This window comes from Methylorubrum suomiense (assembly GCF_022179765.1).
Classification (GTDB): domain Bacteria; phylum Pseudomonadota; class Alphaproteobacteria; order Rhizobiales; family Beijerinckiaceae; genus Methylobacterium; species Methylobacterium suomiense.
On the sequence record NZ_BPRE01000009.1, the window covers coordinates 202,147 to 224,908 of the forward strand.

The window sequence follows — 22,762 nt, forward strand, 5'->3', positions numbered from 1 at the left end:
ACGAGGCTTGGCCGCCCGTCCGGGGCGCCGGCCGGGCTTGCAGGGGCCTGTCGGTCATGGCGGCGATCTCGTTTCTCGGCGATCTCATCCAGACCATCAGCGATCGCGGTCGCGACCTCATCAGTTTCGGCCGCAGCGACCTTGCCCGCGCCGCGAGCGCGGCTGACCTCGCCAAATTGTGCGAGGATCTGATCTCTCGGCGCGGTGAAGCTTCGGGCGTGGCGCTGGCGCGGCTCATTCTCGATCGCTACGCCCTGCTGCCCGAAGACGAGCGGCTCGCCTTTCTCGAACTCGTCGCCGCGGAATTCGGCGCCGACCATGCGGCGGTGGAGGAAGCGATCGCGGCCTATCGCGACGAACCGAGCCGGGCCCGGCTCGGCGTGTTGCATGAGGCCGCCGAGCCGCGTTCTCAGGAACTGATCCGGCGCCTGAACCTCGCCCGCGGCGGCACGCTGGCGTTGGTCCGGATGCGCGAGGATCTGTTCGTGCTGCGCAAGCGCCTCAAGGACCGGGATGCCTCACCCGACCAGCGCGATGCCGCGGACAGTCTCGACAGCGATTTCGAACACCTGTTCGCCTCGTGGTTCAACCGCGGCTTCCTCGTGCTGCGGCCCATCGACTGGTCAACGCCCGCCGACATCCTGGAGAAAATCATCCGCTACGAGGCGGTGCACGAGATTGCCGACTGGGACGAACTGCGCCGCCGCATCGAGCCGCCGGACCGGCGCTGCTTCGCCTTCTTCCACCCCGCCTTGCTCGACGAGCCCCTGATCTTCGTCGAGGTGGCACTGACGTCCGGCATTGCGCCGGCGATCCAACCGATCCTCGCCCACGAGCGGGAGTCGGTGCCCGCGCGCCTGGCGACGACCGCGATCTTCTACTCGATCTCGAACTGCCAGAAGGGATTGGCCGGCGTCACCTTCGGCAACTTCCTGATCAAGCAGGTCGTCGAGGATTTGGCCCGCGAGATCCCCTCGCTCAAGACGTTCGTGACTCTCTCGCCGGTTCCGGGCTTCCGCACGTGGCTCGACCGCGAGCGGCGGGCCGATGCGCCGCAGGGGCTGACGCGGGAGGATGTCGAGACCCTGCGCCTGCTCGACGGCGACGCTTGGCGCAATGACAAGGCGACCTGCGAGGCGGTGCGCCGGGCAATGCTTCCGGCGGCCGCGGCCTATTTCCTGCGCGCCAAGAACGAGCGCGGACGGCCGCTCGATCCGGTCGCCCGGTTCCATCTCGGCAACGGGGCAAGGTTGGAGCGGATGAACTTCCTCGGCGACGTCTCGGGCAAGGGGATGCGCCAATCCTACGGGCTGATGGTCAACTACCTCTACGACCTCTCGGCGATCGAGAAGAACCACGAGACCTACGCCAATCTCGGCACCGTGGCGGCGTCCTCGGCGGTCAGCCGCGAGCTACGCTCGAACCTCCCGCCGCCGCGGGCCGTGGTGCTGGCGGAGGCGGGGTAGGGCGGTCCAACAGCTCATCCTTCCGGCAATCCGTGCCTTTTTACGTTGCAACGCGGGACCGATCCTGTCCCCGAACGTTCTCCTCTCCGATGCCGGTCCGTCCGCTCGCGCGGCGGCGGACCCGTGAAGCACGAGGAGTTGCACCATGGTTGACACGGATCGCATCGTCGGGGCCGCCAAGGATCTCGGCGGACGCGCACAGGGAGCGGTCGGCGATGCCGTCGGCTCCGACCGGGATTCCGTGGAAGGGCGCTACCGCGAGGCCGAGGGCCGGGCGCAGCGTCTCTACGGGCAGGCCAAGGACACCGTGCGCGATGTGGCCGACGATGTCGGCGACTATGCCAGCGACGCCTATGACCGCGTCGCCCGCAACGGCGGCACCTATCTGCGCGACGGGCGCGAGCGCGTTCAGAGCCAAGTGGGCGAGAACCCGTTCGTGGCCCTGCTGATCGCCGGCGCGGTCGGTTACGGCCTCGCCCTGCTGCTGCATTCGCGGCGTTGATAGGAATTGCGACCGGCGGGTCGACCCGTCGGTCGCGCAAGAAGGGCGGCGCTACTGCGCCGTCCAGCCGCCATCCATGGCGAGGTTGGCGCCGGTGATCTGGCTGGCACCGTCGCCGCACAGAAACACCGCCAGGGCTGCGACCTGATCGACGGTCACGAATTCCTTCGTCGGCTGCGCTTTCAGCAGCACATCCTCGATCACCTGTTCCTTGGTGAGCCCGCGCGCCTTCATCGTGTCGGGGATCTGGCTCTCGACCAGAGGCGTCCAGACATAGCCCGGCGAGATGCAATTCACCGTGATGCCGAAGGTGGCGAGTTCGAGGGCCGCGGACTTGGTCAGACCGGCGATCCCGTGCTTGGCCGCCACGTAGGCCGACTTGAAGGGCGAGGCGACCAGCGAGTGCGCCGAGGCCGTGTTGATGATGCGGCCCCAACCCTTGGCCTTCATGTGGGGGATCGCCGCCCGCATCGTGTGGAACGCCGAGGACAGATTGAGCGCGATGATCTGGTCCCACTTCTCCAGCGGAAACTCCTCGATCGGCGAGACGAACTGGACGCCGGCATTGTTGACGAGGATGTCGACGCTGCCGAACGTGTCGGTGGCGAGCGCGATCAGGCCGCCGATCGCGTCGGGCTTCGTCAGGTCGGCCGGTGAATAGGCCGCCTTCACATCGAACTCGGTCTCGATCCCTGTGCGCGCCGCCTCGATCTCCTCCGGCTTGCCGAACCCGTTGAGGACGACGTTCGCCCCCTCCTTCGCGAAAGCGCGGGCGATCGCGAGCCCGATGCCGCTGGTGGAGCCGGTAACGACGGCGGTTTTCCCTGTGAGGCTCATGGATCGTCCCTCCCGATGCACGCCGCGCGGGCAGTCGGCTCGGACATGCCTCAAGGCGCACACGAAGTCGACTTTAGGGCGTAGGCGGCCGCTGACGGTCGGCGGCGGTTGACACCCGCGCCTGCTTTCCCGACATCACGCCCCACCGCGCAGGGCGCGGCCGCAGAGCTGAATTGGACTGGACCGACATTCGATGGCGGCGACGCGCTCCTATCTCGACTTCGAAAAGCCCGTTGCCGAACTCGAGGCGAAACTCGAAGAGCTCAAGGCACTCGGCCAGCGCGACGGCGCCGTCTCGATCAGCGAGGAGGTCGGGCGCCTGGAGGCCAAGGCGGCCCAGGCGCTCGCGGAAATTTACGCGACGCTGAGCCCCTGGCAGAAGACGCAGGTGGCCCGCCATCCCCAGCGACCGCACTTCGTCGATTACTGCGCCGGGTTGATCGAGGAATTCACCCCCCTCGCCGGAGATCGCAGCTTCGGGGAGGACGAGGCGATCATCGGCGGATTCGGTCGCTTTCGGGGGCGGCCGGTACTGGTGCTCGGTCAGGAGAAGGGGGCCACGACCGAAGCGCGTTTGCGCCACAATTTCGGCATGGCCCGGCCCGAGGGCTACCGCAAGGCGGTGCGGCTGATGGAGACCGCCGACCGCTTCGGCCTGCCGGTTCTCGCCTTCGTCGACACTGCGGGCGCCTTCCCCGGCATCGAGGCGGAAGAGCGCGGGCAGGCGGAGGCCATCGCCCGCTCGACACAGGCCTGCCTCGCCCTCGGCGTGCCGAACGTCGCGGTCGTCATCGGTGAAGGTGGGTCGGGGGGCGCCATCGCCATCGCCACTGCCAACACGGTCCTGATGCTGGAGCACGCGATCTATAGCGTCATCTCGCCGGAAGGCGCCGCCTCGATCCTGTGGCGGGACCAAGGACGGGCGCACGAAGCCGCCACCGCCATGAAGATCACCGCCCAGGACCTCCTGCGGCTCGGCATCATCGATGGCGTGATCCCCGAGGCGACCGGCGGCGCGCATCGCGACCGTCAGGCGGCGCTCTCCGCCACGAGCGACGCCCTGTCCCGCGCCCTCGCCGAGTTCGACGGCCTCAGCCGCGACGAGATCCGTGACCGGCGCGCCCAGAAGTTCCTGGAAATCGGCCGCAAGCTCTGAAACATCGCGCCGCTGATCGAGCGGCGGAAGATCCGGGGCTTCGCGCTTTCGCGCTCAGAAGACGATCACGTGCTATCCTGTGTCGTGCGCGGAGAGCCTGTCCTGAGGACGGCTTCCTGCGTCCACGCGACGAGTCCGCGGTTTGAGCTTTCCCCGCGATCCACACGCCGTATCGGTCGCGAGGTGCGCAAAGCCACCCGACGGCTCGATGGATTCCATACGAAGCCAGTGATCCAGCGCCGAATGCGGAACGCCGCTGTGCTTAGATGGGCGTCGAGGCCGCCTTCGCCGTGTTATTTTCGTCGGCGATACCGCTTTAAGTGCCTCCAGGGCCCTTGAGGGTCATTTGCCAGGGAACCGTAACCGCCGGGCAACACTCGTCGACCAAATGCGGCACCGCCTTGTGGTAACACCTGGGTAAGTTTACCCGAGCTATGGGTTAGGGGAGTGGCGTCCGCGAACGGGCTGAAGTCCGGCGGACGAATGTATTCGAGGACGGATTCCCCATGGCTGTGCGTCCGTTGGCGGCGGCTGCCGCCGTTCTGGCGACGACCCTCGCGATCTCTCTCGGCGGCTGTAACGACAGCGCCATGCTCGGCGGCGCGTCCACCCGCAGCCTGACGCCGATTCCGACCCAGACCCTCTCGCTCATGCAGACCAAGGGCATGAGCCAGGGCGACCCGATCCTGGTCCGCGCCTTCAAGAAAGAGGCGGAGATGGAGGTTTGGAAGCGAACCGCCACGGGCCAGTACGCGCTTCTGAAGACCTTCCCGATCTGCCGCTGGTCGGGCCAGCTCGGCCCCAAAACCAAGCAGGGCGATCGGCAGGCGCCGGAAGGCTTCTACACGATCACGCCGGGTCAGATGAACCCGAACTCCAGCTACTACCTGTCCTTCGACGTCGGCTATCCCAACGCCGTCGATCGGGCCAAGGGAGGCACCGGCAATTACATCATGGTGCACGGCACCTGCTCGTCGGCAGGCTGCTTCGCCATGACCGACGCCTCGATGTCGGAGATCTACGCCCTGGCCCGCGAGGCGTTCAACGGCGGGCAACGGGCTTTCCAGTTCCAGGCCTATCCGTTCCGGATGACGGCGTCGAACATCGCCAAGTTCCGCAACGACCCCAACGCGCCGTTCTGGAAGAATCTCAAGGAGGGTTCGGATTACTTCGAGGCCCTCAAGGACGAGCCCCGCGTGGCCGCCTGCGGAACGAAATACGTCTTCGGCGGTGCCGAGGTGGCGGCGGGCAACTGCACCCCGCGCGTCGATCCGCTGGTGGCCGAGAAGCGCGACCGCGACAACCGCGAAGTCGCGGAGCTGATCGCCAAGGGCACGCCCGCGACCCGCGTGGTCTACGAGGACGGTGGCCAGAACCCGGTCTTCCGCCCTCAGCCTGCGCCGACCACCACCTTCGCGAGCCTGACCGAGTCCGACAAGGATAAGGACAAGGAACTGGCCTACACGGCCAAGGATTACGGCCGGCATCACCTCGGTGAGATCAGCCGGCCGGAAAGCCTCGCGCTCGGCCCGCAGGAAATCGAGATCGACGCCAAGGGCAAGCCGATCCTCGTCGCCGCGGCCCCCGCCGACGCGCCGGGACCGACCAAGGCCGCCGCCGCCCGCAAGGCGAGCGAGAAGCCGACGACCGTCGTCGCCGTGCACGCGCCGTCCAAGACGGAGGATGGCAAGGCCGGAGCGTCCAAGCCGGCGCGCATCACCGTGGCCGATGCCGATGGGGACACCAGCGCCTATCACAAGCTCATGGGCAATATGGCCGGCAAGAAGGGTAAGGAGGCCGCTCCGGTCGTCGCAGCGGCTGCCACTGCAGCAGTTGCCGAGACGGCGGCATCCACGCGAAAGCCCGCCGCCCCGGCACCGCACGCGAAGCCGAAGCCCGCCGCATCCTCGAAAGAGGCGGCCCCTTCGACGAAGCCCCAGGCATCGGTGACGACGACGGGCTCGCTCAAGAACTGATCCATCTTGGCCGCAGGCTTCGCTGCGGCTCTCCTTCCGCGAAGGTTGCGGCCAGGCGAAAAACGACGACCTCGGCCGAACGGCCCATCGCCTCCTTCTGGTCGGGCGGAAGGGCAATCGCTCGGCGGGTGAGACGGTCAATTGCCGATCCGATCGTCACCGATCCAGGGTCAGAAACGGCATCCGTTCTCGAGCCACGGCAGCGCGCTCTCCGCGTCCGGGACCGACGGAACATCCGGGAGGGCCGGGGGCTGCACGATGACGACGGGAATCCCGAGCCGGCGCGCCGCCTCGATCTTCGGATAGGTCGCAGCTCCCCCGGAATTCTTCGTCACCAGCACCTCGATGCCGGCCTCGCGCATCAGCGTCGTCTCGTCGTCGAGGGTGAACGGTCCGCGCGCGCGAAACACCTCCACCCGCGGCACCGGCAGCGCGTCGCCGACCGGCTCAATCGTGCGCACGACATAGGCGTGCTGCGGTGCGCGGGCGAAGACGCTCAGCTCCTGACGCCCGATCGTCAGGAACACGCGTTTCGGACGGATCCCCAGCAAGGGGACGCAGGCCGCGACGCTCTCCGACTCGGTCCAGTCATCGCCCGGCTGCTGCTTCCAGCATGGACGGCGGATGGCCAGGAACGGCACGGCACAGGCACGACAGGCCGCGACCGCGTTGGCGGAGATGCGGGCCGCAAAGGGGTGGGTCGCATCGATCACAGCCTCGACCGCATGCGCGTCGAGCCATTGCGCGAGTCCGTCCGCCCCGCCGAAGCCGCCGATGCGGATGGGCACCGGCTCCGGCCGGGGCGCGGTTGTTCGTCCGGCGAGCGACAGCGTCACCGCGAAGTCCGGTCGCCCGGCGAGACGAGCCGCCAAGGCGCTGGCTTCCGTGGTGCCGCCCAGGATGAGAATTTTCAGAGGACGGGCGCTGCCGAGCCCCGACCGACCCTGGTCCGTGGCATTCGTCATTCGTACACTGCCGGAGAGGAGCCCTCCGGAGGCGGAGAAGGCGTACCATGTCCCCCTTCTGCCGCGATTGCCTGACGTCGCAAAGTCAGAACGCCCGGCGCTGCCACGCCTGCGGTTCCCCGCGGCTACTCGACCATCCGGAGCGCGATGGCCTGACCATCGCGCATGTTGATTGCGACGCCTTCTACGCGGCGGTGGAGAAGCGTGACGATCCCGCCCTGCGCGACCGGCCGCTCATCGTCGGCGGCGGCAAGCGCGGCGTGGTCGCCACCGCCTGCTACCTCGCCCGCATCTCCGGCGTCCGGTCCGCCATGCCGATGTTCGAGGCGTTGAAGCGCTGCCCCGACGCGGTCGTGATCCGACCCGACATGGAGAAATACGCCCGCGTCGGCCGCGAGGTGCGGGGGATGATGCTCGCGCTGACGCCCCTGGTCGAACCGGTGTCGATCGACGAAGCCTTTCTCGATCTTTCCGGCACCGCTCGCCTGCACGGGACGAGCCCGGCACTGACGCTCGCCCGCTTTGCCGCGCAGGTGGAAGCCGAGATCGGCATCACGGTGTCGGTCGGGCTCTCGGTGAACAAGTTTCTAGCCAAGATCGCCTCCGATCTCGACAAGCCCCGGGGCTTCTCGATCATCGGCGGCGCGGAGGCGGCCGCCTTCCTGGCGGACCGCCCGGTCGGCATCCTGCCCGGTATCGGCGAGAGCGCGAAGACGCGTCTTGCCGGTCTCAACGTGCATCGCGTCGGCGATCTGACGCGGGTCGGCGGTGAGCGGTTGCAGACAGCGCTTGGCCGCGACGCCCTTCGCCTGCTGGCGTTGGCGGAAGGGCGGGACACCCGCCCCGTGCGCCCGACCCGGGAGGTGAAGAGCGTCTCTGCGGAAACCACCTTCACGGCGGACATTGCCCGTTTCGACGAACTGCGCCCGATCCTGTGGGGGTTGTGCGAGCGGGTCTCGTCCCGGTTGAAGCGGGCCGAACTCGCCGCCGGCAGTGTCACCCTGAAGCTCAAGGATGCCCGTTTTCGCCTGCGCACCCGCACCCGCGGCGGGCTGCCGCCAACCCAGCTTGCCGAAAGCCTCTTCCGTGCCGGCGAGCCGATGCTGCGGGCAGCCTGTGACGGCACAGCATTCCGCCTGATCGGCATCGGCGGCAGCGATCTCTGCGCCGGCCTCCATGCGGATCGGGGCGATCTAGCCGATCAGGGCATCGAGCGCCTAGCCCGCCGCGAAGCCGCCCTGGACCGTCTGCGGGAGAAATTCGGCAACGGGGCGATCCAGCGCGGGCTGGTGTTCAATGGCGAGGGCGAGCGACGCGGCGGCTGAGACAGGCCATCAGATCCGCTCGGCGTCCGACGTCGAAACGAGCCCCGCATTGACGGCGATTCAGACGAGGTGCGCGTCGGTGCGCGCACCTCGTCTGGATCAGCGGCAGGTTGTTCCCAACTGGCTGCAGGCTAGGGAACAGCGCCCGCACCGCCGCATGATCGCCCGTCTCGTCGGCATTGCCCTCAAGCCCTGGACTTCACGCGCCCGGACATCATCGACACCGTCGTCCCCGCAGCGATTTCACCCTTCGCAATCGCCCGTACAGCGGGTCTGATCGTAGCCTCCGCGTTGCGAAGCACGACAGCGGTCATCTTGGGAAGCTGCCGCAGCCAACACGCCCAGCTGGCAAACGCCCCTTCTACGCGAAGTCAGCGCCGGCAATCCGCGTCCGACTTGGCGTCGCCCTTGCCCTTGTCCTTCGTCAGGTCGAGCTGAGTCAGGTTCCCGGAGATGGCGAAGTCGCCGTAATCGAGATTCAGCCGGCCGCTGACGCCGTTCTCGTAGAGGTCGAAGGTCAGCGTATAGATCGGTGTCCGCTCGCCTTCGCCCGCGGTGAAGTAGCTGAGCGTCACCGGCCAGCGGCGCATCCCGGCGAGGTCGCCCTCGCGCAGCGGCTTGTCGCGCTCGGTATCCGCGGCAGGCGCCGCGCTCGCCCGTCCGATCACCGCCAGGGTGTCGTAGACCTTGCGGCCGTCATCGGAGCCGTCGAACACCTTGGCGGACACGGTCGTCTCACCGGCCTTCGCCGCCTTGAGCAGGCGCAGCATATGGCGGACCGGGAACATCACCTCGCCGCCGGACTGGAACTCCGCACGCTTCGGCTCCTTCAGCTTCACCTTCAATGCCTCGCTCCCGGCCTCGGCAGTGCCGTCGATCGCGGCCGACGGAACGTTGTTGAGGAAGGTGGCCGTGCGGAAGCGGAAGCTGGCGCCGTCGCCGCTCTCGAAGGTGGAATTGCGCAGATCGGAGGTGCGATTCCCGGATTCGGAGGAATCCAGCATCGTTACCTGCCGGGTCTGCATGGTGAAGCCGCGGCAGGCATCGCCGGAAAAGTCGATGACGATGCGTCCGCGCACGCTCTCCACCGAACGCGTCCCCTCGGACCGGGCGAGCGACAGGTCATAGACCGCCCGGTGATTGACGAGATGGATCGCCGCCTCGTTCGGAACCGGAGCGGCGGGGCTCGCCGCTCCCGCGCCGGTCGCAGCGGACGAGAGGAAAGCGACGATCAGGAGGGCCGGTGCGAGGCGCAGACGCATGCGAACTCCGGAATTGGGACCGGCCGTGCGGCCGAGTGCCCGACAGATAGTCGAAGCGTCCGAACAGGCAAATCCAAGCCCTGTCTGTCGCTTCGTCCTCGGCTTGCCGGGAGCGGGCCCCACGGGGAAACGGGGCCATGATCCCCGATGGGAGATCCGTAAAATTATTGATATCGGAGAATATCTTATCAATGATCTTGCGGCGCCGAAGCGATGGTTCGGGCGGAGCGGCCGGGCGATCGGACGATTGGCGGTGGAAACCGCCGCCGGGGTCGCCGCGGCGCTTGCCCCGCGGTCGAGCCGTCCTGTAGTCTCCCTCAGATCGCCGAGCGGATGTTCGGTCCGTGTTAACCGATCTGTGCAGGGCCGCGTCGACGGCTCGCGCAAAGCGGCTTTGCGCCGTAGGCGGATGCTGGGGCCGGTGGGATTTTACCGGCCATGGCGATGCGGAACGTTGTGGAGGGGGCAATGACGGAAGCGGTCCCGAGCTGGACGGATGAGCGCGTGGAGCTGCTTCGTCGCCTATGGGATGACGGGCTCAGCGCCAGCCAGATCGCCCTGCAGATCGGCGGCGTCTCCCGCAACGCCGTGATCGGCAAGGTTCACCGGCTCGGACTGGCCGGTCGGGTGAAACCGCTCGGGCAAGTCGCCGCCAATGGGCGACGCAAGGGCGACGAGGTGGAGATCGAGGCCAGCGAAACCGTCGTGATCGTCGAGGAACCGACCGTTCCCGAGCCGCCCGCGATCGTCACGCACCGTCCCGCCCCCGATTTCCCTCTGAACGCTCTGCCCTCCGCCGCACCGCAGCCCGTGGCGCTCGCGGTGTCCGAGCGTGTCACCATCATGGACTTGCGGGACTCGATGTGCCGCTGGCCGATGGGCGATCCGACCAAGCCGGATTTCCGCTTCTGCGGCGCTCGCTCCATCACCGGTCTGCCTTATTGCAGCCAACACGCCCAGATCGCCTACCAGCCCGCCGCCGAGCGCAAGCGCGACCGCCGCGTCGCGGGCATGCGCTGAGGTCCAGAGAAACCGGACACAATTCCGGGCTCTGCTCGCATAACGAGCCTCAGTTACGCACCTGTCGTTGGCGCTCGCGCCAACGGTCAGTGCGCCATGGGATCGGGATTGTCTTGCGTACAAACGTCCGTCAGGGACCGCCCGTGACGGGCTGACCCGGATCGGAGAGCTGGATCGTCCAGTTCTTCTGCTGGCCGGTGTCGACTTCGATGAAGCCGTTGCGATCGAAGCCGCGTGCGAGGCAATCCTCGACGCCGCGGATCGTGAAGGCGGTATCGCGGGTGCACATCATCGCCCGCCCGCCCCATTCGCCGCCCCGCGTGTAGTCCACCGCATAGACGTAGTAGAATTGCGCCGCGAGGGCCCCCTTCTGCAGGGTTTCGCAACTGCGCGGCTTCAGATCCCACCAGCCTTCCGTCACCCAACCCTGGGCGTCGCGGTAGCCCAGCGTCACCCCGACCTTGCTGGCGGTCTGGTTGCACAGGCGCAGATCGGCGCGGGCCGAACCGGGCAGGAGCGTGAGCCCCGCCGCGAGACACAGAGCTAACAGGGAAATCCAGCGACCGCCCGCGGGCCCCTGCGCGAATGGCTTCGAGAGAGACGAGGCGGCGCGGCACTGGCCGCGATAGCATCGGGCACCGCTGGTTCGTCCGAGCGCCCCCTCCTGGATCAAAACTCTATCCGACGAGGATGACGCGGCAATCGTTGACATTCGTGCGGGTCGGACCGGGTTGTACGAGATCGCCGATGGTGGCGAAGAATCGCGTCGAATCGTTGTCCGTCAGCATCGCCTGCGGATCGAGGCCGGCGGCGCGGGCGCGCTCCAGCGTCGAAGCGTCGACGAGACCGCCGGCCGGATCGGTGGCCGCGCCGCGTCCGCCATCGGTGCCGTCGGTGTCGGCGGCGATCCCGGCGATGCCTTCGGCTCCATCCAGGGCGAGGGCGAGGGCCAGGGCATATTCCTGGTTCGGCCCGCCGTCACCCTCGCCGCGGATCGTGACGGTGAGTTCGCCGCCGGAAATCAGCGCGACCCGCCGCCCGGCCGCCTTGGCATCGAGGGCCAGACGCGCATGCTCGGCGGCGACCTCGCGGGCCTCGCCCTCGAGGTCCGATCCTAGCATCACCGGCTCGTAACCGGCCCGCCGCGCCGCCTCGGCCGCGGCTTCCAGCGCGTCGATCGGGCGGGCGATGATGCGGTACTCGGCCCGCGCGAAAGCGGGATCGCCCGCCTTCGGGGTCTCGTTGGCCGGATCGTTCAGGAGGGCCAGAGCGGATTCCGGCAGCGTGATGCCGCGCCGCTCGCAGATCGCGCGGGCATCGGCCAGGGTCGAGGGATCGGGCACGGTCGGGCCCGAGGCGATGACCGAGGGATCGTCGTGCGGCACGTCCGAGATCGCCAGGGTGAGGATCGACTTGGCGTTCCGGGCGGCGACGGCGAGCCGGCCGCCCTTGATGCGCGAGAGGTGTTTGCGCACCGCGTTGATCTCGTTGATCGGCGCGCCCGAGCGCAGCAGAGCCTTCGTGATTGCCTGCTTTTCCGCCAGCGTCAGATTGCCGGCCGGTGCGATCCAGTTGGCGGAGCCGCCTCCGGAGAGCAGCACCAGCACCTCGTCCTCAGGACCGGCGCTCGCGGCGATGGCCAGCGTTTCCCGGGTGGCCTCGATGCCGGCGGCGTCCGGCACGGGATGGCCCGCCTCGACCATGCGGATACCCGGAGCGTCCTCACCGTAGCCGTGGCGCGCCACGGCGAAGCCGACGATGCGGTCCTCCGGTACGCCGTGCTCCTGGCGATAGAACCGGCTCGCCACCGCGGCCATGGATCCGCCGGCCTTGCCCGCACCGAGGATGATGAGACGACCCGGCGTCGGCGCCGGCAGATGGCCGACGAGGCATTTGCGCGGGTGCGCGGCGGCGATGGCCTCGTCGAGGATGGCGGACAGCAGGGCGCGCCGCTCCCGGATGGCCGGATCGGACGGGGCAGGGGCTGTCATGGGCGTCCTCGCGGCAGCGTCTTCAGGTCTTGCTTGGCTTCGTGCTTGCCCGAGCCCCGGCGGCACGGCAAGTCTCCGCCGTTTCACAAAACTTTCGCAGGGCGCCGCATTCTTTTTGTAGGGCGGTCGCCGGACCGGCTCCGGCACCGATCCCGCATGGCGGCGTCCGCTCGGCCGTCGGCCCTGTCGAAGAAGCCCGGCCTGCCCAGATAGACGCCATGTTTAGTCCCGATCCCGCGACCACGCTTCGCCCCGAGGAACCCGTCGAGACCATCGATGGCGATCCGGCGCGCGGCTTGCTCATCCTGTGCGAGCACGCCTCCAACCACGTGCCGGACGACCTCGACCGCCTCGGCGTGCCCGAGCGGGAATTTTCCCGCCACATCGCCTACGACATCGGCGCGGCGGCGGTGACGCGCCGGTTGGCGGCCCTGCTCGGCGTGCCGGCCGTGCTGACGCGCTTTTCCCGCCTCATCATCGATCCGAACCGGGGGCGACGCGATCCGACCTTGGTGATGCGGCTGTCGGACGGGGCGATCGTACCGGGCAACGCCCGCATCGACGCCGCGGGCATCGCCGAGCGGATCCGTCGCTTCTACGCGCCGTTCGATCGGGCAGTGGATGCCGGCGTGGCCCGGGCCGAAGCCGAAGGCTCGCCGCCGATGATCCTGACCATGCATAGCTTCACCCCGTTCTGGCGCACCATCGCCCGCCCGTGGCAGGTCGGCGTTCTCTACGACCGCGACGATCGCATGGCCCGCCCGATCATCGACGCCCTGATCCGCGATCCGGCCGGTCTCTGCGTCGGCGACAACCAGCCCTATGGCGGGGGCCTTCCGGGCGACACGATCGACCGCCACGCCACCGCCCGCGGCCTGCCCAACGCCCTGATCGAGATCCGGCAGGATCTGATCGGTGGGCCGGAGGGCCAGGAGGAATGGGCACAGCGCTTCGCGGCGCTGCTCCGGCCGATGCTGAAGCCGCCGGCTTGACGGCTCGCCGCCGGGGAACGACCTGAGGGCGACAGTCCCACCGACAGGATGCTCCCCGATGAACGACATCGATCCCGCCACGCAGACCGAACTGGAGGCGGCGGTGTTCCGTCGGCTCGTGTCGCACCTGCGCAACCGCACCGACGTGCAGAACATCGACCTGATGAACCTCGCCGGCTTCTGCCGAAACTGCCTGTCGAACTGGCTCAAGGATGCCGCCGACGAGCGCGGCCTCGGCGTCACGAAGGATCAGAGCCGCGAGCACGTCTACGGGATGCCCTACGAGGAATGGAAGCGGCAGCACCAGACGGAGGCGAGCTCCGATCAGCAGGCCCGCTTCGACACGGCACAGGCCAAAGGCCACTGAACGGCGTCACCGGGCGACCTTCGGCGGGCGATCGACGCGGTTGCCGGCGGCCTGCGCCCCGGCCAAGGACGGCGGCATCAACCGCTGAGTAAGGTTGATGGGCTACCCCCGGACGATCCGGCGCGCCGGCCCGTTGGGGTCGGCCCGCCACCGCACGAAGGAGCGCCGCCATGGCCGCATCGCCTGCCCCCGCCGTCGACCCGTCCTCGGTCGCCGCCGATCAGCTCAAGAGCATCATCGAGCGCATCGAACGCCTCGAAGAGGAGAAGGCCGGCATCGCGGGCGACATCAAGGATGTCTATGCCGAGGCCAAGGCCAACGGCTTCGACGTGAAGGTGCTGCGCAAGATCATCTCCCTGCGCAAGCGCGACCACGACGAGCGCCAGGAAGAGGAGGCGATCCTCGAACTCTACCTCCAGGCGCTGGGCATGGCGTAGGCGCGTCGCCCAGTCGTTCGGCTCTCAATCGCGTTTCCAACGCGACGTCCCTTCGACCGGCGGCGTGGTCCCACGCTGTCGCAACGCGCTTCGGCTGTTGACGGAAGCCGTCGAACCCTTCGGTTCGGACGCATCGAACCGCCCCGCCCGGTGTTAACCTGCGCTTCGCACACCGGACGGGGTTGTCTTATGAGCACATCGGGCCGTTACGCCACCCTTCTCGTCCTCGCCGCCGGTGCCGCGCCGCTCGCAGCCCGGGCGGAATCCGATCCGCGGCTGACCGGATTGTGGAAACTCGTCTCCTATGAGGTCGAGGTCCGCACCGACGGGACCAAAATGCCGGTGATGGGCGAGCGGCCCACGGGCTATGCCTATTTCACCCCAGAGAACCGGGTTTTCTTCGTGTTGACCGGCGAGGGCCGCAAGCCCGCCGAGACCGACGCGCAGCGCGCCGACCTCTTGGGCACTCTGGTCTCCTACAGCGGCACGTTCCGCACGGAAGGCGACCAATGGACGGCGAAGCTCGACGTGGCCTGGGACCCGAAATGGGTGGGCACCGAGCAGACCCGCATGTTTTCTCTTGACGGCGAGCGGCTGCGGGTGCTGACCCCCTGGCGGGTCATGCCCAACTGGGCCGACAAGGGCGAGACCCGCAGCATCGTGACGTTCGTGCGCGGGAAGGATTGAGCGCGGCGCCGCGCCTCAGCGGAGCCGGGCTGTCTCGGGCATCGTCTGCTCGCTGACGCGAGCGGCGGACACGGCTGCCGAGATCCAGAAGGCCCCGGGAGGCGTGGCATCGGGCATCAAACGCACTTGGGCGACCCGCACCGGCGCGCTCGGACGCGCGACAGCCTGCGCCGTAGCGACGAACAGGCTGCGGACCTGCTCGCGCGGGTCGGCATCCGCCGGGACCAGCGGGACGGGGGGCTCGGCGGTCTCGCGCTCGGCGGCTGCCTCCACGACGGCCACATTGGCCATTCCGGCGAGCCCGGAACCGTCGAGCGAGGCGAGTTGGACCGGGCGGCGCGGCGGGAGCGGCACGTTGTGCAGTCCCGCCACGGCGATGAGTTCCGTAGGACGGCGCGGCGGCAACGGTGCGACGATCGATCCGGCGGGCACGGCCATCCCGGTCAGAAGTTCCTTTGCCGAGGGCGTACCCTGCTTGAGGGTCGCGTTGCGCAACGCTTCCGAGGCGTTCGGAGCGGCATAGGCGAGCGCTTGGCCGGTCGCTTGCGCCGCGGCCTGGGCTGCGCCGGTACCGTCGGACGGATCGGCGCTCGCCACCACGACGCTGGATTTAGTCCGCCCCTTGGCCGGAGTCGGCGCGCTGGCGACGGTTGTCGTCGACGACGGGCTCGCGCCGCCGCCGAACAGCGAGGCGAAGAAGCCCTTCACGCCGGGACCGTCGTCCATCTCCTCGGCGCTCGCGACCATCGTCTGGCCGAGCACGGTGCCGCCGCGGGCCAGGATCTCGGCGCGCGCCTCTTCGTAGCGGGCCAGGGGCTTACCGTCAGCCGGGAGGTGAACGGTCTTGCCGTCGGGGAACAGGCGGGCGAGCTGGTCGCTCGTCATCCGTGGCCAGGACCGCACCGAGCCGACATCGAGATGGACGAAGGGCGAACCGGACCGGGGATACCAGCCGACGCCGCCGCGCTGCAGCCGCATCCCGGCGGCGCGGATCTGGTCGATGCTGGCATCGGGAAGGAAGAAATCGATGGCCTTGCCGGCCATGTGCTGGCTGGTCTCGGCGACGCCGGAGGAGCGTCGGCGCAGCATCCCGTTGGTCTTCGAGCTGCGATAGCCGCAGACGATGCGCAAGGGCGCTGTCGATCCGATGGAGCGCTGCGCCTCCCAGATCACGTCGAACAGACGCGGATCCATCTTGGTGGCTTCGTTCTCGCGCCAATCGCGCAGGAGCCAGTTGAGCTGATCGAGGGCGGATCGGTCGTAGCGCCCGTCACGCTTGAACACGACCGTGACGCTCTCGCCGGTATGCTCATGGACCATCGAAATCTGGCGGGTGTCGCCATTGGCGACCGCGTCCTGCGTGCCCCCGGTACCGGCGAGCAGGACCGCGGCGACCGAAGCCAGGACCGTGACGAGCCGCCGCCGGCCGGAGACCGGAGAGGGGGCAGGCACGCGGTTCCGCAGAAGGATCTGCAGCATTGTCCTCACCTCCGCCGGGCAGGTCTCGCAGGCCCGCCTGTTGGGCCGCAAACCGACCATCCGAAGGACGGGTAGGGGGCAACCATGGCGATGCTGGGGGCCAACCGTGGCGGAAACGTGCCGCGCAAGAGCGTCGGCACACCTGGGCGCTGAAACCGTTGTGAATTGCGAGGACGGTGACCGTTCAGCGTGCTCGATCCGGGGGCGGTTCATCCTGACACGCCTCCGGCCCAGACCAACGGCATGTCAGGAACAAGCTGGACGCGCAGCCCCAAAATCGTTCGTAGCCGGTCTACCAAAAGCTACGGGATTCGCGGCGCACCGGCTCGGGCGGCCAGGGCTCACCGAACATGTCCACGTTGCGTCGGGGCTCCGTCCGCACGGCCTGACGCGGCGCGGGCGCGGGGCGGGGAGCCGGACGATGCACATCGTGGGCGACCGGAGCGGCGCGTGAGGCCGTGGCCTGCTTGGCCGGGCCCGACGGGGCACGCGCCACTGCCTCGGAGCGCGGGGCGAGGCCGAGGGCGACCTTCATCGGACCATCATAGCCATACAGGTCGGTGAGGGTACGGTAGGACCCGAACTCGTCCACGGTGGCGGTGAAATAGGCGAGGTGGACCGGGAGCTTCGCCGGCAGGCGGAGGGTGCGCTCGCCCTTGCCGATCAGCTTCTTCAACCGCTCCTCGGTCCAGTCGGGCAGCACCGCATCGGCAAAGCGGAAGGGATCGTCCACACGCACGCAGCCATGGCTGAAGGCCCGGGTCGAGGCCGAGAACAGCGACCGGTTCGGCGTGTCGTGCAGGTAGACCGCGTGCTGGTTCGGGAACATGAACTTGATGAAGCCGAGCGCGTTGCGCTCACCCGGCGGCTGGCGCAGCGAGATCTGACCGCCTCGGCGGACCACCTCGAACCCGGCGGTGCGGCCGGAGGCCAGCATCTGCTTGAGGATCGAAGGCGGCACGTACCAGGACGGATTGACGACGGCGTATTCCATCATCCCCGAGAAGGTCGGGGTCGGGCTCTCGGGCTTGCCGACGATGACACGCGTCTCGTCCTTCAGGCTGCCGTTGCGGAAGACCCGCAGCTTGAACTCCGGCACGTTGACGAAGACGTAGTCCGAGCCGAGGTCGGAGGGCAGCCAGCGCCACCGCTCCATGTTGACGATGAGATCCGCCTCGCTGCCGCTGCTTCTGGGAACACCGGAATCGGCGAGAGCCGCGACGGTAGCGCGGGTGAGCGTACCATTGGCGGGCAGACCCCGGCTGCGCTGGAAGCTAGCGACGGCGTCCGCCACCGCCCGGTCGTAGGCATCGGCCGGCTTTCCGGTCTCACCGGCGGCTGTGTCGCCCATCCCGGTCGGGCCGCTCCCCAGACCGAAACGGCTGCGCAGCAGCGGCACCCGCGGATCGCTCATGCCGAGCTTGAGCACCGGCCCCGCCGGCAATCGCACGGTCGGCGTCCCCTGCGGACGGCCTGCCCGCAGGGAGGCGAGCCGCGCCTTGAGTGCGAGATAACCGGGCTGATGCGGATTGTAGCCCTGCAGGATCTCACCCGCCTTCGGTCCGGCACCGCCGACGCGGGCCAGGGTCGCGTCGGCGGTCGGCAGATCGAGGCTCGGCGTGACGAGCTTCGAGATCGAGGCGGGATTGACGCGCCCGCCCCGGGCGTCGCGGGCATAGAGGGCGATCGCCGCCGAGAGTTTCAGGTCGGCTTCGGCGATCTCCGCATCGGTATCGGGACGGCTGAGCTTCCCCAGCACCGGCACGGGGTAGGCGTTCGGATCGAGCCCATCCTCCTCCGCGGCGCGCAGGCGCCCGATGGCGGCGTTGGCCGCCGCGGTGAAGCTGCCGTTCTCGACCCAGGCCGGCTTGAAATTGCCGAGGGCATAGAAGGCCTGCATGGCCTCCCGGTCCTTGCCCGTCAGCCGCTGGAGCAGGGGAGCCGGATCGTTGAGGCGAGCGAAGACGGCGGCCGGCAACGGCTCGCTCGGCGCCACGGGGGCAACTGGAGCTTCCGCAGTGGGAGCCGCTGCGTCCGGCGGCGTGGAACTCTGGAGCGGAGGCGGCGCGGGCGTTCCCTGGTCGGGAGCTGCCTCGGGCACCGCCGGGTTCGTCACGGCTGGTGGATCGGCGGGCGTCTCGACCGCCGCTTTCTCGATGGCCGATCTGGGAATCGTGGCGTCGCCCGCGCCGAACTCCTCGCCCCGCACGGCCGGAGCCAGAGCGAGCAGGGCCGCGAACGCGACGGACAGGGTCCGCAGGACGCTCGATCCGGCTCCGGTTTCAGCGTGCATGGCGGCAACTCCCAGGAAACGGCCGAGTTTGCCGCAACCTTCATTAAAGATCATCGTTCCAAGCCTGACCGTGCGCAACCGCACGGTCACCCGGCATCGGATCGTTGTTTTGGGCGAGGACCCAGCTGTCTCGTCGGCCAGGATGCGGACCACTGGCTACTTTGCCAGTTTTGTGCGTCCATTCCGGGCCCAAACACCTTCCGCCCATCGTTGAAGACGCTCCGCCCGGCACGCAGGCGGAACGAAGTCATGCGTGCGGCGACCGCGATCAGGCTGCGTCGTCGGCGCGCTCGTCCTCGTCGAGCCCAAGTTCCTTGAGCTTGCGATAGAGCGTGGATCGGCCGATTCCGAGGCGGCGGGACACTTCGGACATTCGGCCGCGGTAGAATTGCAGGGCGAAGCGGATCGCCTCCGCCTCGATCGCTTCCATGGTCTTCATCTCGCCGGTGTCCTCGACCACGAGGGACATGGCGTGGGGATCGCGCACTTCGACGCGCACGATCTCGCGCACCGGCTCCATGCCACCGGCCGGCAGGGCCGACTGGTTCGGCGCCGGCGGGATGCGCACGTCGAAACCTTCGACCTGCGCGGCGATCTGGGGAAATTCGGCGACGGTCAGTTCGTCGCCATCGGCGAGCACCACGGCACGGAACAACGCGTTCTCCAACTGGCGGACATTGCCCGGCCACGGATAGCGGGTCAGGAGCGCCATCGCCTCCGGGGTGATGCCACGCAGGCGCTTGCCCTCTTCCGCGGCGAAGCGGGCACAGAACGAGCGCACGAGATCCGGAATGTCCTCCCGGCGCGCTCGCAGGGGCGGCAGGGTCATCGGGAAGACGTTGAGACGGTAATAGAGATCCTCGCGGAACTTGCCCTGCTTGACGAGGTCGAGCAGCGAGCGGTTCGTCGCCGAGATCAGGCGGATATCGACGCGTACCGCGCGCTTGCCGCCGACGGGATCGACTTCGCCTTCCTGAAGCGCGCGCAGGAGCTTCACCTGCGCGTCGAGGGGCAACTCGCCGATCTCGTCGAGGAACAAGGTGCCGCCCGATGCCTCGACGAACTTGCCGACATGGCGCTCGGTGGCGCCGGTGAAGGCTCCCTTCTCGTGGCCGAACAGGGTGGATTCCACGAGATTGTCGGGGATCGCGCCGCAATTCACGGTGACGAACGACTTGCCGCGGCGCTCGCCCGACCCCTGGATCGCCCGGGCCAGCACCTCCTTGCCGACACCGGATTCGCCCTCGATCAGCACGGGAATGTTGGACTTCGCCGAGCGCTCGGCGAGCCGGATCACCCGATCCATGTCCGGGCTCTTGGAGGCGAGATCCTTGAAGCCCAGCGATCCCGAGGCGCGGCGGCGCATCCGCCGCACTTCCTCTTCAAGCTGATCGACGCGGAGCGCGTTCTTGATCGAAACCTGCAGCCGTTCGGCGCCGGCGGGTTTGACCACGAAATCGACGGCGCCGGCCCGCATGGCGTTCACGACGGCGTCGATAGAGCCGTTCGAGGTCTGGACGATGACCGGCGTGTCGATGCCGCCCTTCCGCATTTCGGCGAGGACGGCCAGCCCATCCATGCCGCCGGGCATGACGAGGTCGAGAAGAACCACGTCGATGCCTTCGCCCGCCCGCAGCAGGTTGAGACCGTCGAGACCGTTCTCGGCGATCCGAGCCTCGAAGCTGAGGCGGCGCACCATCGCCTCGGCGAGGCGGCGCTGAACGGGATCGTCGTCGATGATCAGGACGGTGGTGGACATGCGGGGCGCCTCGCTTTCCGCTTTTCCCCGGCCGTCCGCGCGCAGCTTCCGCGGAGGCGGGGCCGATCATACGTGGGGCGGGCTGTTTCGTTTCGGCGCACAAGGTCGCTCAGATGCGTAAAGCGCCGCTTAACGACACCGGCACTTTCCGCGCAAAAGGGCTTGGAGTCTGATCGGGATCGCCTTTCGTGCCGGGACGCCCGTTGCGAGCGCGCGGCGGATCCGAGTTGATCGGCGGCCCTGACCGCTCGATATCAGGGGGCGGGAACGCGGGCCGGTTTTCGAGCCTTGACCCGTCTCTTCGCGAGGAAGCTGCACATCATGTCGAGCCGAGCCGTCATCGCCGCCCTGTCACCGGAAATGGCGAGGATCCCGGACGGTCTCGCGGCCCTGCGCGGCGCGGCGCAGGCGGCGGATCTCGGCACCCTGCCCGAATGGGACCTGAGCGATCTCTATCCCGGCATCGATTCCCCGGACTTCCGTGACGACCTCGCGCGGGCCGAGGCCGAGGCACAGACCTTCGCGGAGCGTTATACCGGTCGCATCGGCGAGATCGCGCTGAGCGCGGACGCCTCGGCCGAGTTGGGACGCGCGGTTGCGGCCTTCGAACAGATCGAGGATCTGATGGGTCGGCTGATGTCCTATGCCGGCCTCGTCTATTCCGGCGACACGACCGACGAGACCCGCGCCAAGTTCTACGGCGACACCCGCGAGCGGCTGACCGCGGCCTCGGGCAATCTGCTGTTCTTCGGGCTGGAGCTGAACCGCGTCGAGGACGCGGTCATGGATCGAGCCATGGCGCAAGGCGCGCTCGCCCAGTACCGCCCCTGGATCGAGGATCTGCGGGCGGAGAAACCCTACCAGCTCGATGATCGCACCGAGAAGCTGTTCCTCGAGAAGTCGGTCACCTCGAACGCCGCCTGGGACCGGCTGTTCAACGAGACCATCGCCTCGTTGCGCTTCTCGGTTCAGGGCGAGCAGCTGACCCTGGAGCCGACCCTCAACAAGCTCCAGGATCGCGACGGCGCCGTTCGCCAGGAGGCGGCCCTCGCCCTGGGCGACACCCTGCGCTCGAATCTGCGCGTCTTCGCGCTGATCACCAACACGCTGGCCAAGGACAAGGAGATCTCCGATCGCTGGCGCGGCTTCAAGGATGTGGCGGATGCACGCCACCTCTCGAACCGCGTCGAGCCAGAGGTCGTCGCCGCGATGGTCGAGGCGGTCCGCGCGGCTTATCCCCGCCTGTCGCACCGCTATTACCGGCTCAAGGCCAAGTGGTTCGGCGTCGAGGCTCTGCCCTATTGGGACCGGAACGCGCCTCTGCCGAAGGTCGAGCAGCGGACAATTCCCTGGGCGGAGGCCCGCGACACCGTCCTCGACGCCTACAACGCCTTCTCACCGGACATGGCGGGAATCGCCAAGCGCTTCTTCGACGGCGGATGGATCGATGCGCCGACCCGACCGGGCAAGGCACCGGGCGCCTTCGCCCACCCGACTGTGCCCTCGGCCCATCCCTACGTGCTGGTCAATTACCAGGGGAAACCGCGGGACGTGATGACGCTGGCACATGAGCTCGGCCACGGTGTCCATCAGGTGCTGGCGGCGCCCAACGGTGCCCTGATGGCGCCGACGCCGCTGACGCTCGCCGAAACTGCGAGCGTGTTCGGCGAGATGCTGACCTTCCGCAAGCTCCTGGCCGAGACCACCGACCCGACCCAGCGCCGCGCGATGCTCGCGGCCAAGGTCGAGGACATGATCAACACGGTGGTGCGTCAGATCGCATTCTACTCGTTCGAGCGGAAGGTGCATCTCGCCCGCACAAAGGGGGAGCTGACCGCCGACGAGATCAACGCCCTGTGGATGTCGGTGCAGGCCGAGAGCCTCGGGCCGGCGATCACCCTCGACAAGGGCTACGAGCCGTTCTGGGCCTACATCCCGCACTTCATCCATTCGCCGTTCTACGTCTACGCCTACGCCTTCGGCGACTGCCTTGTGAACTCGCTCTACGGCGTCTACGCCCGCGCCGAATCCGGCTTCGTCGAGCGCTACTTCGCCCTTCTCTCGGCGGGCGGCTCGAAGCCCTACGGCGAACTCCTGAAGCCGTTCGGGCTGGATGCGCGCGACCCCGGCTTCTGGCAGATCGGGCTCGGGATGATCGAGGGAATGATCGCCGAGCTTGAGGCGATGGAGGACGCCTAACCGATCCCTATGAGAGCAACCCCGCACGTGTTATACGTATGTTGAACGC

Annotated in this window: 19 protein-coding genes; 11 read left to right on the forward strand and 8 right to left on the reverse strand. The window is 68.3% G+C overall.

The genetic code is table 11. The annotated features are described in order from the left end of the window. Positions 1–56 precede the first annotated feature (56 nt). Positions 57–1,466: a malonyl-CoA decarboxylase gene (locus MFF26_RS16050; protein WP_137827240.1), complete on the forward strand. Its 1,410-nt coding sequence runs from the start codon at positions 57–59 to the stop codon at positions 1,464–1,466. Between the two features lie 145 nt (positions 1,467–1,611). Next, a complete protein-coding gene (locus MFF26_RS16055; protein ID WP_137827239.1) occupies positions 1,612–1,968 on the forward strand; it encodes a CsbD family protein in 357 nt (118 codons plus the stop codon). Positions 1,969–2,019: 51 nt separating this feature from the next. Here the strand turns inward: MFF26_RS16055 and MFF26_RS16060 are convergent, their stop codons facing one another. Then, entirely contained in the window at positions 2,020–2,805 is a 786-nt protein-coding gene (locus MFF26_RS16060; RefSeq protein ID WP_137827238.1) for a 3-hydroxybutyrate dehydrogenase, read from the reverse strand. 193 nt (positions 2,806–2,998) lie between these two features. On the opposite strand from MFF26_RS16060, the gene MFF26_RS16065 reads away from it, so the two are divergent. Beyond that, positions 2,999–3,961, forward strand: a complete 963-nt coding sequence (locus MFF26_RS16065; protein ID WP_137827237.1) for an acetyl-CoA carboxylase carboxyltransferase subunit alpha — start codon at positions 2,999–3,001, stop codon at positions 3,959–3,961. Between the two features lie 506 nt (positions 3,962–4,467). After that, entirely contained in the window at positions 4,468–5,937 is a 1,470-nt protein-coding gene (locus MFF26_RS16070; RefSeq protein ID WP_137827236.1) for a L,D-transpeptidase family protein, read from the forward strand. Positions 5,938–6,107: 170 nt separating this feature from the next. Here MFF26_RS16070 and MFF26_RS16075 read toward each other — a convergent pair whose 3' ends face one another. Then, positions 6,108–6,902 (reverse strand): cobalt-precorrin-6A reductase, encoded by a 795-nt coding sequence (locus MFF26_RS16075; protein ID WP_137827235.1) that lies wholly within the window; start codon positions 6,900–6,902, stop codon positions 6,108–6,110. Positions 6,903–6,949: 47 nt separating this feature from the next. Between MFF26_RS16075 and MFF26_RS16080 the strand changes: the two genes are divergently transcribed. Beyond that, a complete protein-coding gene (locus MFF26_RS16080; protein WP_238308199.1) occupies positions 6,950–8,227 on the forward strand; it encodes a DNA polymerase IV in 1,278 nt (425 codons plus the stop codon). A gap of 371 nt (positions 8,228–8,598) precedes the next feature. Here MFF26_RS16080 and MFF26_RS16085 read toward each other — a convergent pair whose 3' ends face one another. Continuing rightward, positions 8,599–9,489, reverse strand: coding sequence for a cell envelope integrity EipB family protein (locus MFF26_RS16085; protein ID WP_137827233.1), 891 nt, complete (start codon positions 9,487–9,489; stop codon positions 8,599–8,601). 468 nt (positions 9,490–9,957) lie between these two features. Here MFF26_RS16085 and MFF26_RS16090 point away from each other — a divergent pair, with 468 nt between their 5' ends. After that, a complete protein-coding gene (locus tag MFF26_RS16090) occupies positions 9,958–10,509 on the forward strand; it encodes a GcrA family cell cycle regulator (protein ID WP_137827232.1) in 552 nt (183 codons plus the stop codon). A 130-nt stretch (positions 10,510–10,639) separates the two neighbouring features. Here MFF26_RS16090 and MFF26_RS16095 read toward each other — a convergent pair whose 3' ends face one another. Together MFF26_RS16095 and MFF26_RS16100 are read right to left on the reverse strand one after the other, a co-directional pair. Further along, positions 10,640–11,065: a DUF1036 domain-containing protein gene (locus tag MFF26_RS16095; protein WP_238308205.1), complete on the reverse strand. Its 426-nt coding sequence runs from the start codon at positions 11,063–11,065 to the stop codon at positions 10,640–10,642. A 121-nt stretch (positions 11,066–11,186) separates the two neighbouring features. Beyond that, positions 11,187–12,500 (reverse strand): glycerate kinase type-2 family protein, encoded by a 1,314-nt coding sequence (locus MFF26_RS16100; protein WP_137827230.1) that lies wholly within the window; start codon positions 12,498–12,500, stop codon positions 11,187–11,189. Positions 12,501–12,718: 218 nt separating this feature from the next. Here MFF26_RS16100 and MFF26_RS16105 point away from each other — a divergent pair, with 218 nt between their 5' ends. From MFF26_RS16105 to MFF26_RS16120, 4 genes are all read left to right on the forward strand, one after another. Next, positions 12,719–13,492 carry an N-formylglutamate amidohydrolase gene (locus tag MFF26_RS16105; protein ID WP_137827229.1) on the forward strand — a complete coding sequence of 258 codons (774 nt, stop codon included), beginning with the start codon at positions 12,719–12,721 and terminating at the stop codon, positions 13,490–13,492. A gap of 58 nt (positions 13,493–13,550) precedes the next feature. Further along, positions 13,551–13,859, forward strand: coding sequence for a DUF1244 domain-containing protein (locus tag MFF26_RS16110; protein ID WP_137827228.1), 309 nt, complete (start codon positions 13,551–13,553; stop codon positions 13,857–13,859). Between the two features lie 170 nt (positions 13,860–14,029). Continuing rightward, positions 14,030–14,296 carry a DUF2312 domain-containing protein gene (locus tag MFF26_RS16115; protein WP_003601858.1) on the forward strand — a complete coding sequence of 89 codons (267 nt, stop codon included), beginning with the start codon at positions 14,030–14,032 and terminating at the stop codon, positions 14,294–14,296. 189 nt (positions 14,297–14,485) lie between these two features. Next, entirely contained in the window at positions 14,486–14,983 is a 498-nt protein-coding gene (locus MFF26_RS16120; protein WP_137827227.1) for a lipocalin-like domain-containing protein, read from the forward strand. Positions 14,984–14,998: 15 nt separating this feature from the next. Here the strand turns inward: MFF26_RS16120 and mepK are convergent, their stop codons facing one another. The 3 genes from mepK to MFF26_RS16135 form a co-directional block, all read right to left on the reverse strand. Further along, entirely contained in the window at positions 14,999–16,462 is a 1,464-nt protein-coding gene (mepK, locus tag MFF26_RS16125) for a peptidoglycan L,D-endopeptidase MepK (protein ID WP_137827226.1), read from the reverse strand. A 292-nt stretch (positions 16,463–16,754) separates the two neighbouring features. Then, positions 16,755–18,755: a L,D-transpeptidase scaffold domain-containing protein gene (locus tag MFF26_RS16130; RefSeq protein WP_137827225.1), complete on the reverse strand. Its 2,001-nt coding sequence runs from the start codon at positions 18,753–18,755 to the stop codon at positions 16,755–16,757. Between the two features lie 268 nt (positions 18,756–19,023). Next, positions 19,024–20,514, reverse strand: coding sequence for a sigma-54-dependent transcriptional regulator (locus MFF26_RS16135; RefSeq protein ID WP_137827224.1), 1,491 nt, complete (start codon positions 20,512–20,514; stop codon positions 19,024–19,026). 321 nt (positions 20,515–20,835) lie between these two features. Here MFF26_RS16135 and MFF26_RS16140 point away from each other — a divergent pair, with 321 nt between their 5' ends. Continuing rightward, the gene (locus MFF26_RS16140; RefSeq protein WP_137827223.1) at positions 20,836–22,713 is read left to right on the forward strand and encodes a M3 family oligoendopeptidase; all 1,878 of its coding nucleotides are present in this window, start codon (positions 20,836–20,838) and stop codon (positions 22,711–22,713) included. Positions 22,714–22,762: the final 49 nt, after the last annotated feature.

Bases quoted from the DNA above. Each gene is read 5' to 3' on its own strand.
- MFF26_RS16050 (WP_137827240.1), top strand. From the start codon at position 57: ATGGCGGCGATCTCGTTTCTCGGCGATCTCATCCAGACCATCAGCGAT.
- MFF26_RS16055 (WP_137827239.1), top strand. From the start codon at position 1,612: ATGGTTGACACGGATCGCATCGTCGGGGCCGCCAAGGATCTCGGCGGA.
- MFF26_RS16060 (WP_137827238.1), bottom strand. From the start codon at position 2,805: ATGAGCCTCACAGGGAAAACCGCCGTCGTTACCGGCTCCACCAGCGGC.
- MFF26_RS16065 (WP_137827237.1), top strand. From the start codon at position 2,999: ATGGCGGCGACGCGCTCCTATCTCGACTTCGAAAAGCCCGTTGCCGAA.
- MFF26_RS16070 (WP_137827236.1), top strand. From the start codon at position 4,468: ATGGCTGTGCGTCCGTTGGCGGCGGCTGCCGCCGTTCTGGCGACGACC.
- MFF26_RS16075 (WP_137827235.1), bottom strand. From the start codon at position 6,902: ATGACGAATGCCACGGACCAGGGTCGGTCGGGGCTCGGCAGCGCCCGT.
- MFF26_RS16080 (WP_238308199.1), top strand. From the start codon at position 6,950: ATGTCCCCCTTCTGCCGCGATTGCCTGACGTCGCAAAGTCAGAACGCC.
- MFF26_RS16085 (WP_137827233.1), bottom strand. From the start codon at position 9,489: ATGCGTCTGCGCCTCGCACCGGCCCTCCTGATCGTCGCTTTCCTCTCG.
- MFF26_RS16090 (WP_137827232.1), top strand. From the start codon at position 9,958: ATGACGGAAGCGGTCCCGAGCTGGACGGATGAGCGCGTGGAGCTGCTT.
- MFF26_RS16100 (WP_137827230.1), bottom strand. From the start codon at position 12,500: ATGACAGCCCCTGCCCCGTCCGATCCGGCCATCCGGGAGCGGCGCGCC.
- MFF26_RS16105 (WP_137827229.1), top strand. From the start codon at position 12,719: ATGTTTAGTCCCGATCCCGCGACCACGCTTCGCCCCGAGGAACCCGTC.
- MFF26_RS16110 (WP_137827228.1), top strand. From the start codon at position 13,551: ATGAACGACATCGATCCCGCCACGCAGACCGAACTGGAGGCGGCGGTG.
- MFF26_RS16115 (WP_003601858.1), top strand. From the start codon at position 14,030: ATGGCCGCATCGCCTGCCCCCGCCGTCGACCCGTCCTCGGTCGCCGCC.
- MFF26_RS16120 (WP_137827227.1), top strand. From the start codon at position 14,486: ATGAGCACATCGGGCCGTTACGCCACCCTTCTCGTCCTCGCCGCCGGT.
- mepK (WP_137827226.1), bottom strand. From the start codon at position 16,462: ATGCTGCAGATCCTTCTGCGGAACCGCGTGCCTGCCCCCTCTCCGGTC.
- MFF26_RS16130 (WP_137827225.1), bottom strand. From the start codon at position 18,755: ATGCACGCTGAAACCGGAGCCGGATCGAGCGTCCTGCGGACCCTGTCC.
- MFF26_RS16135 (WP_137827224.1), bottom strand. From the start codon at position 20,514: ATGTCCACCACCGTCCTGATCATCGACGACGATCCCGTTCAGCGCCGC.
- MFF26_RS16140 (WP_137827223.1), top strand. From the start codon at position 20,836: ATGTCGAGCCGAGCCGTCATCGCCGCCCTGTCACCGGAAATGGCGAGG.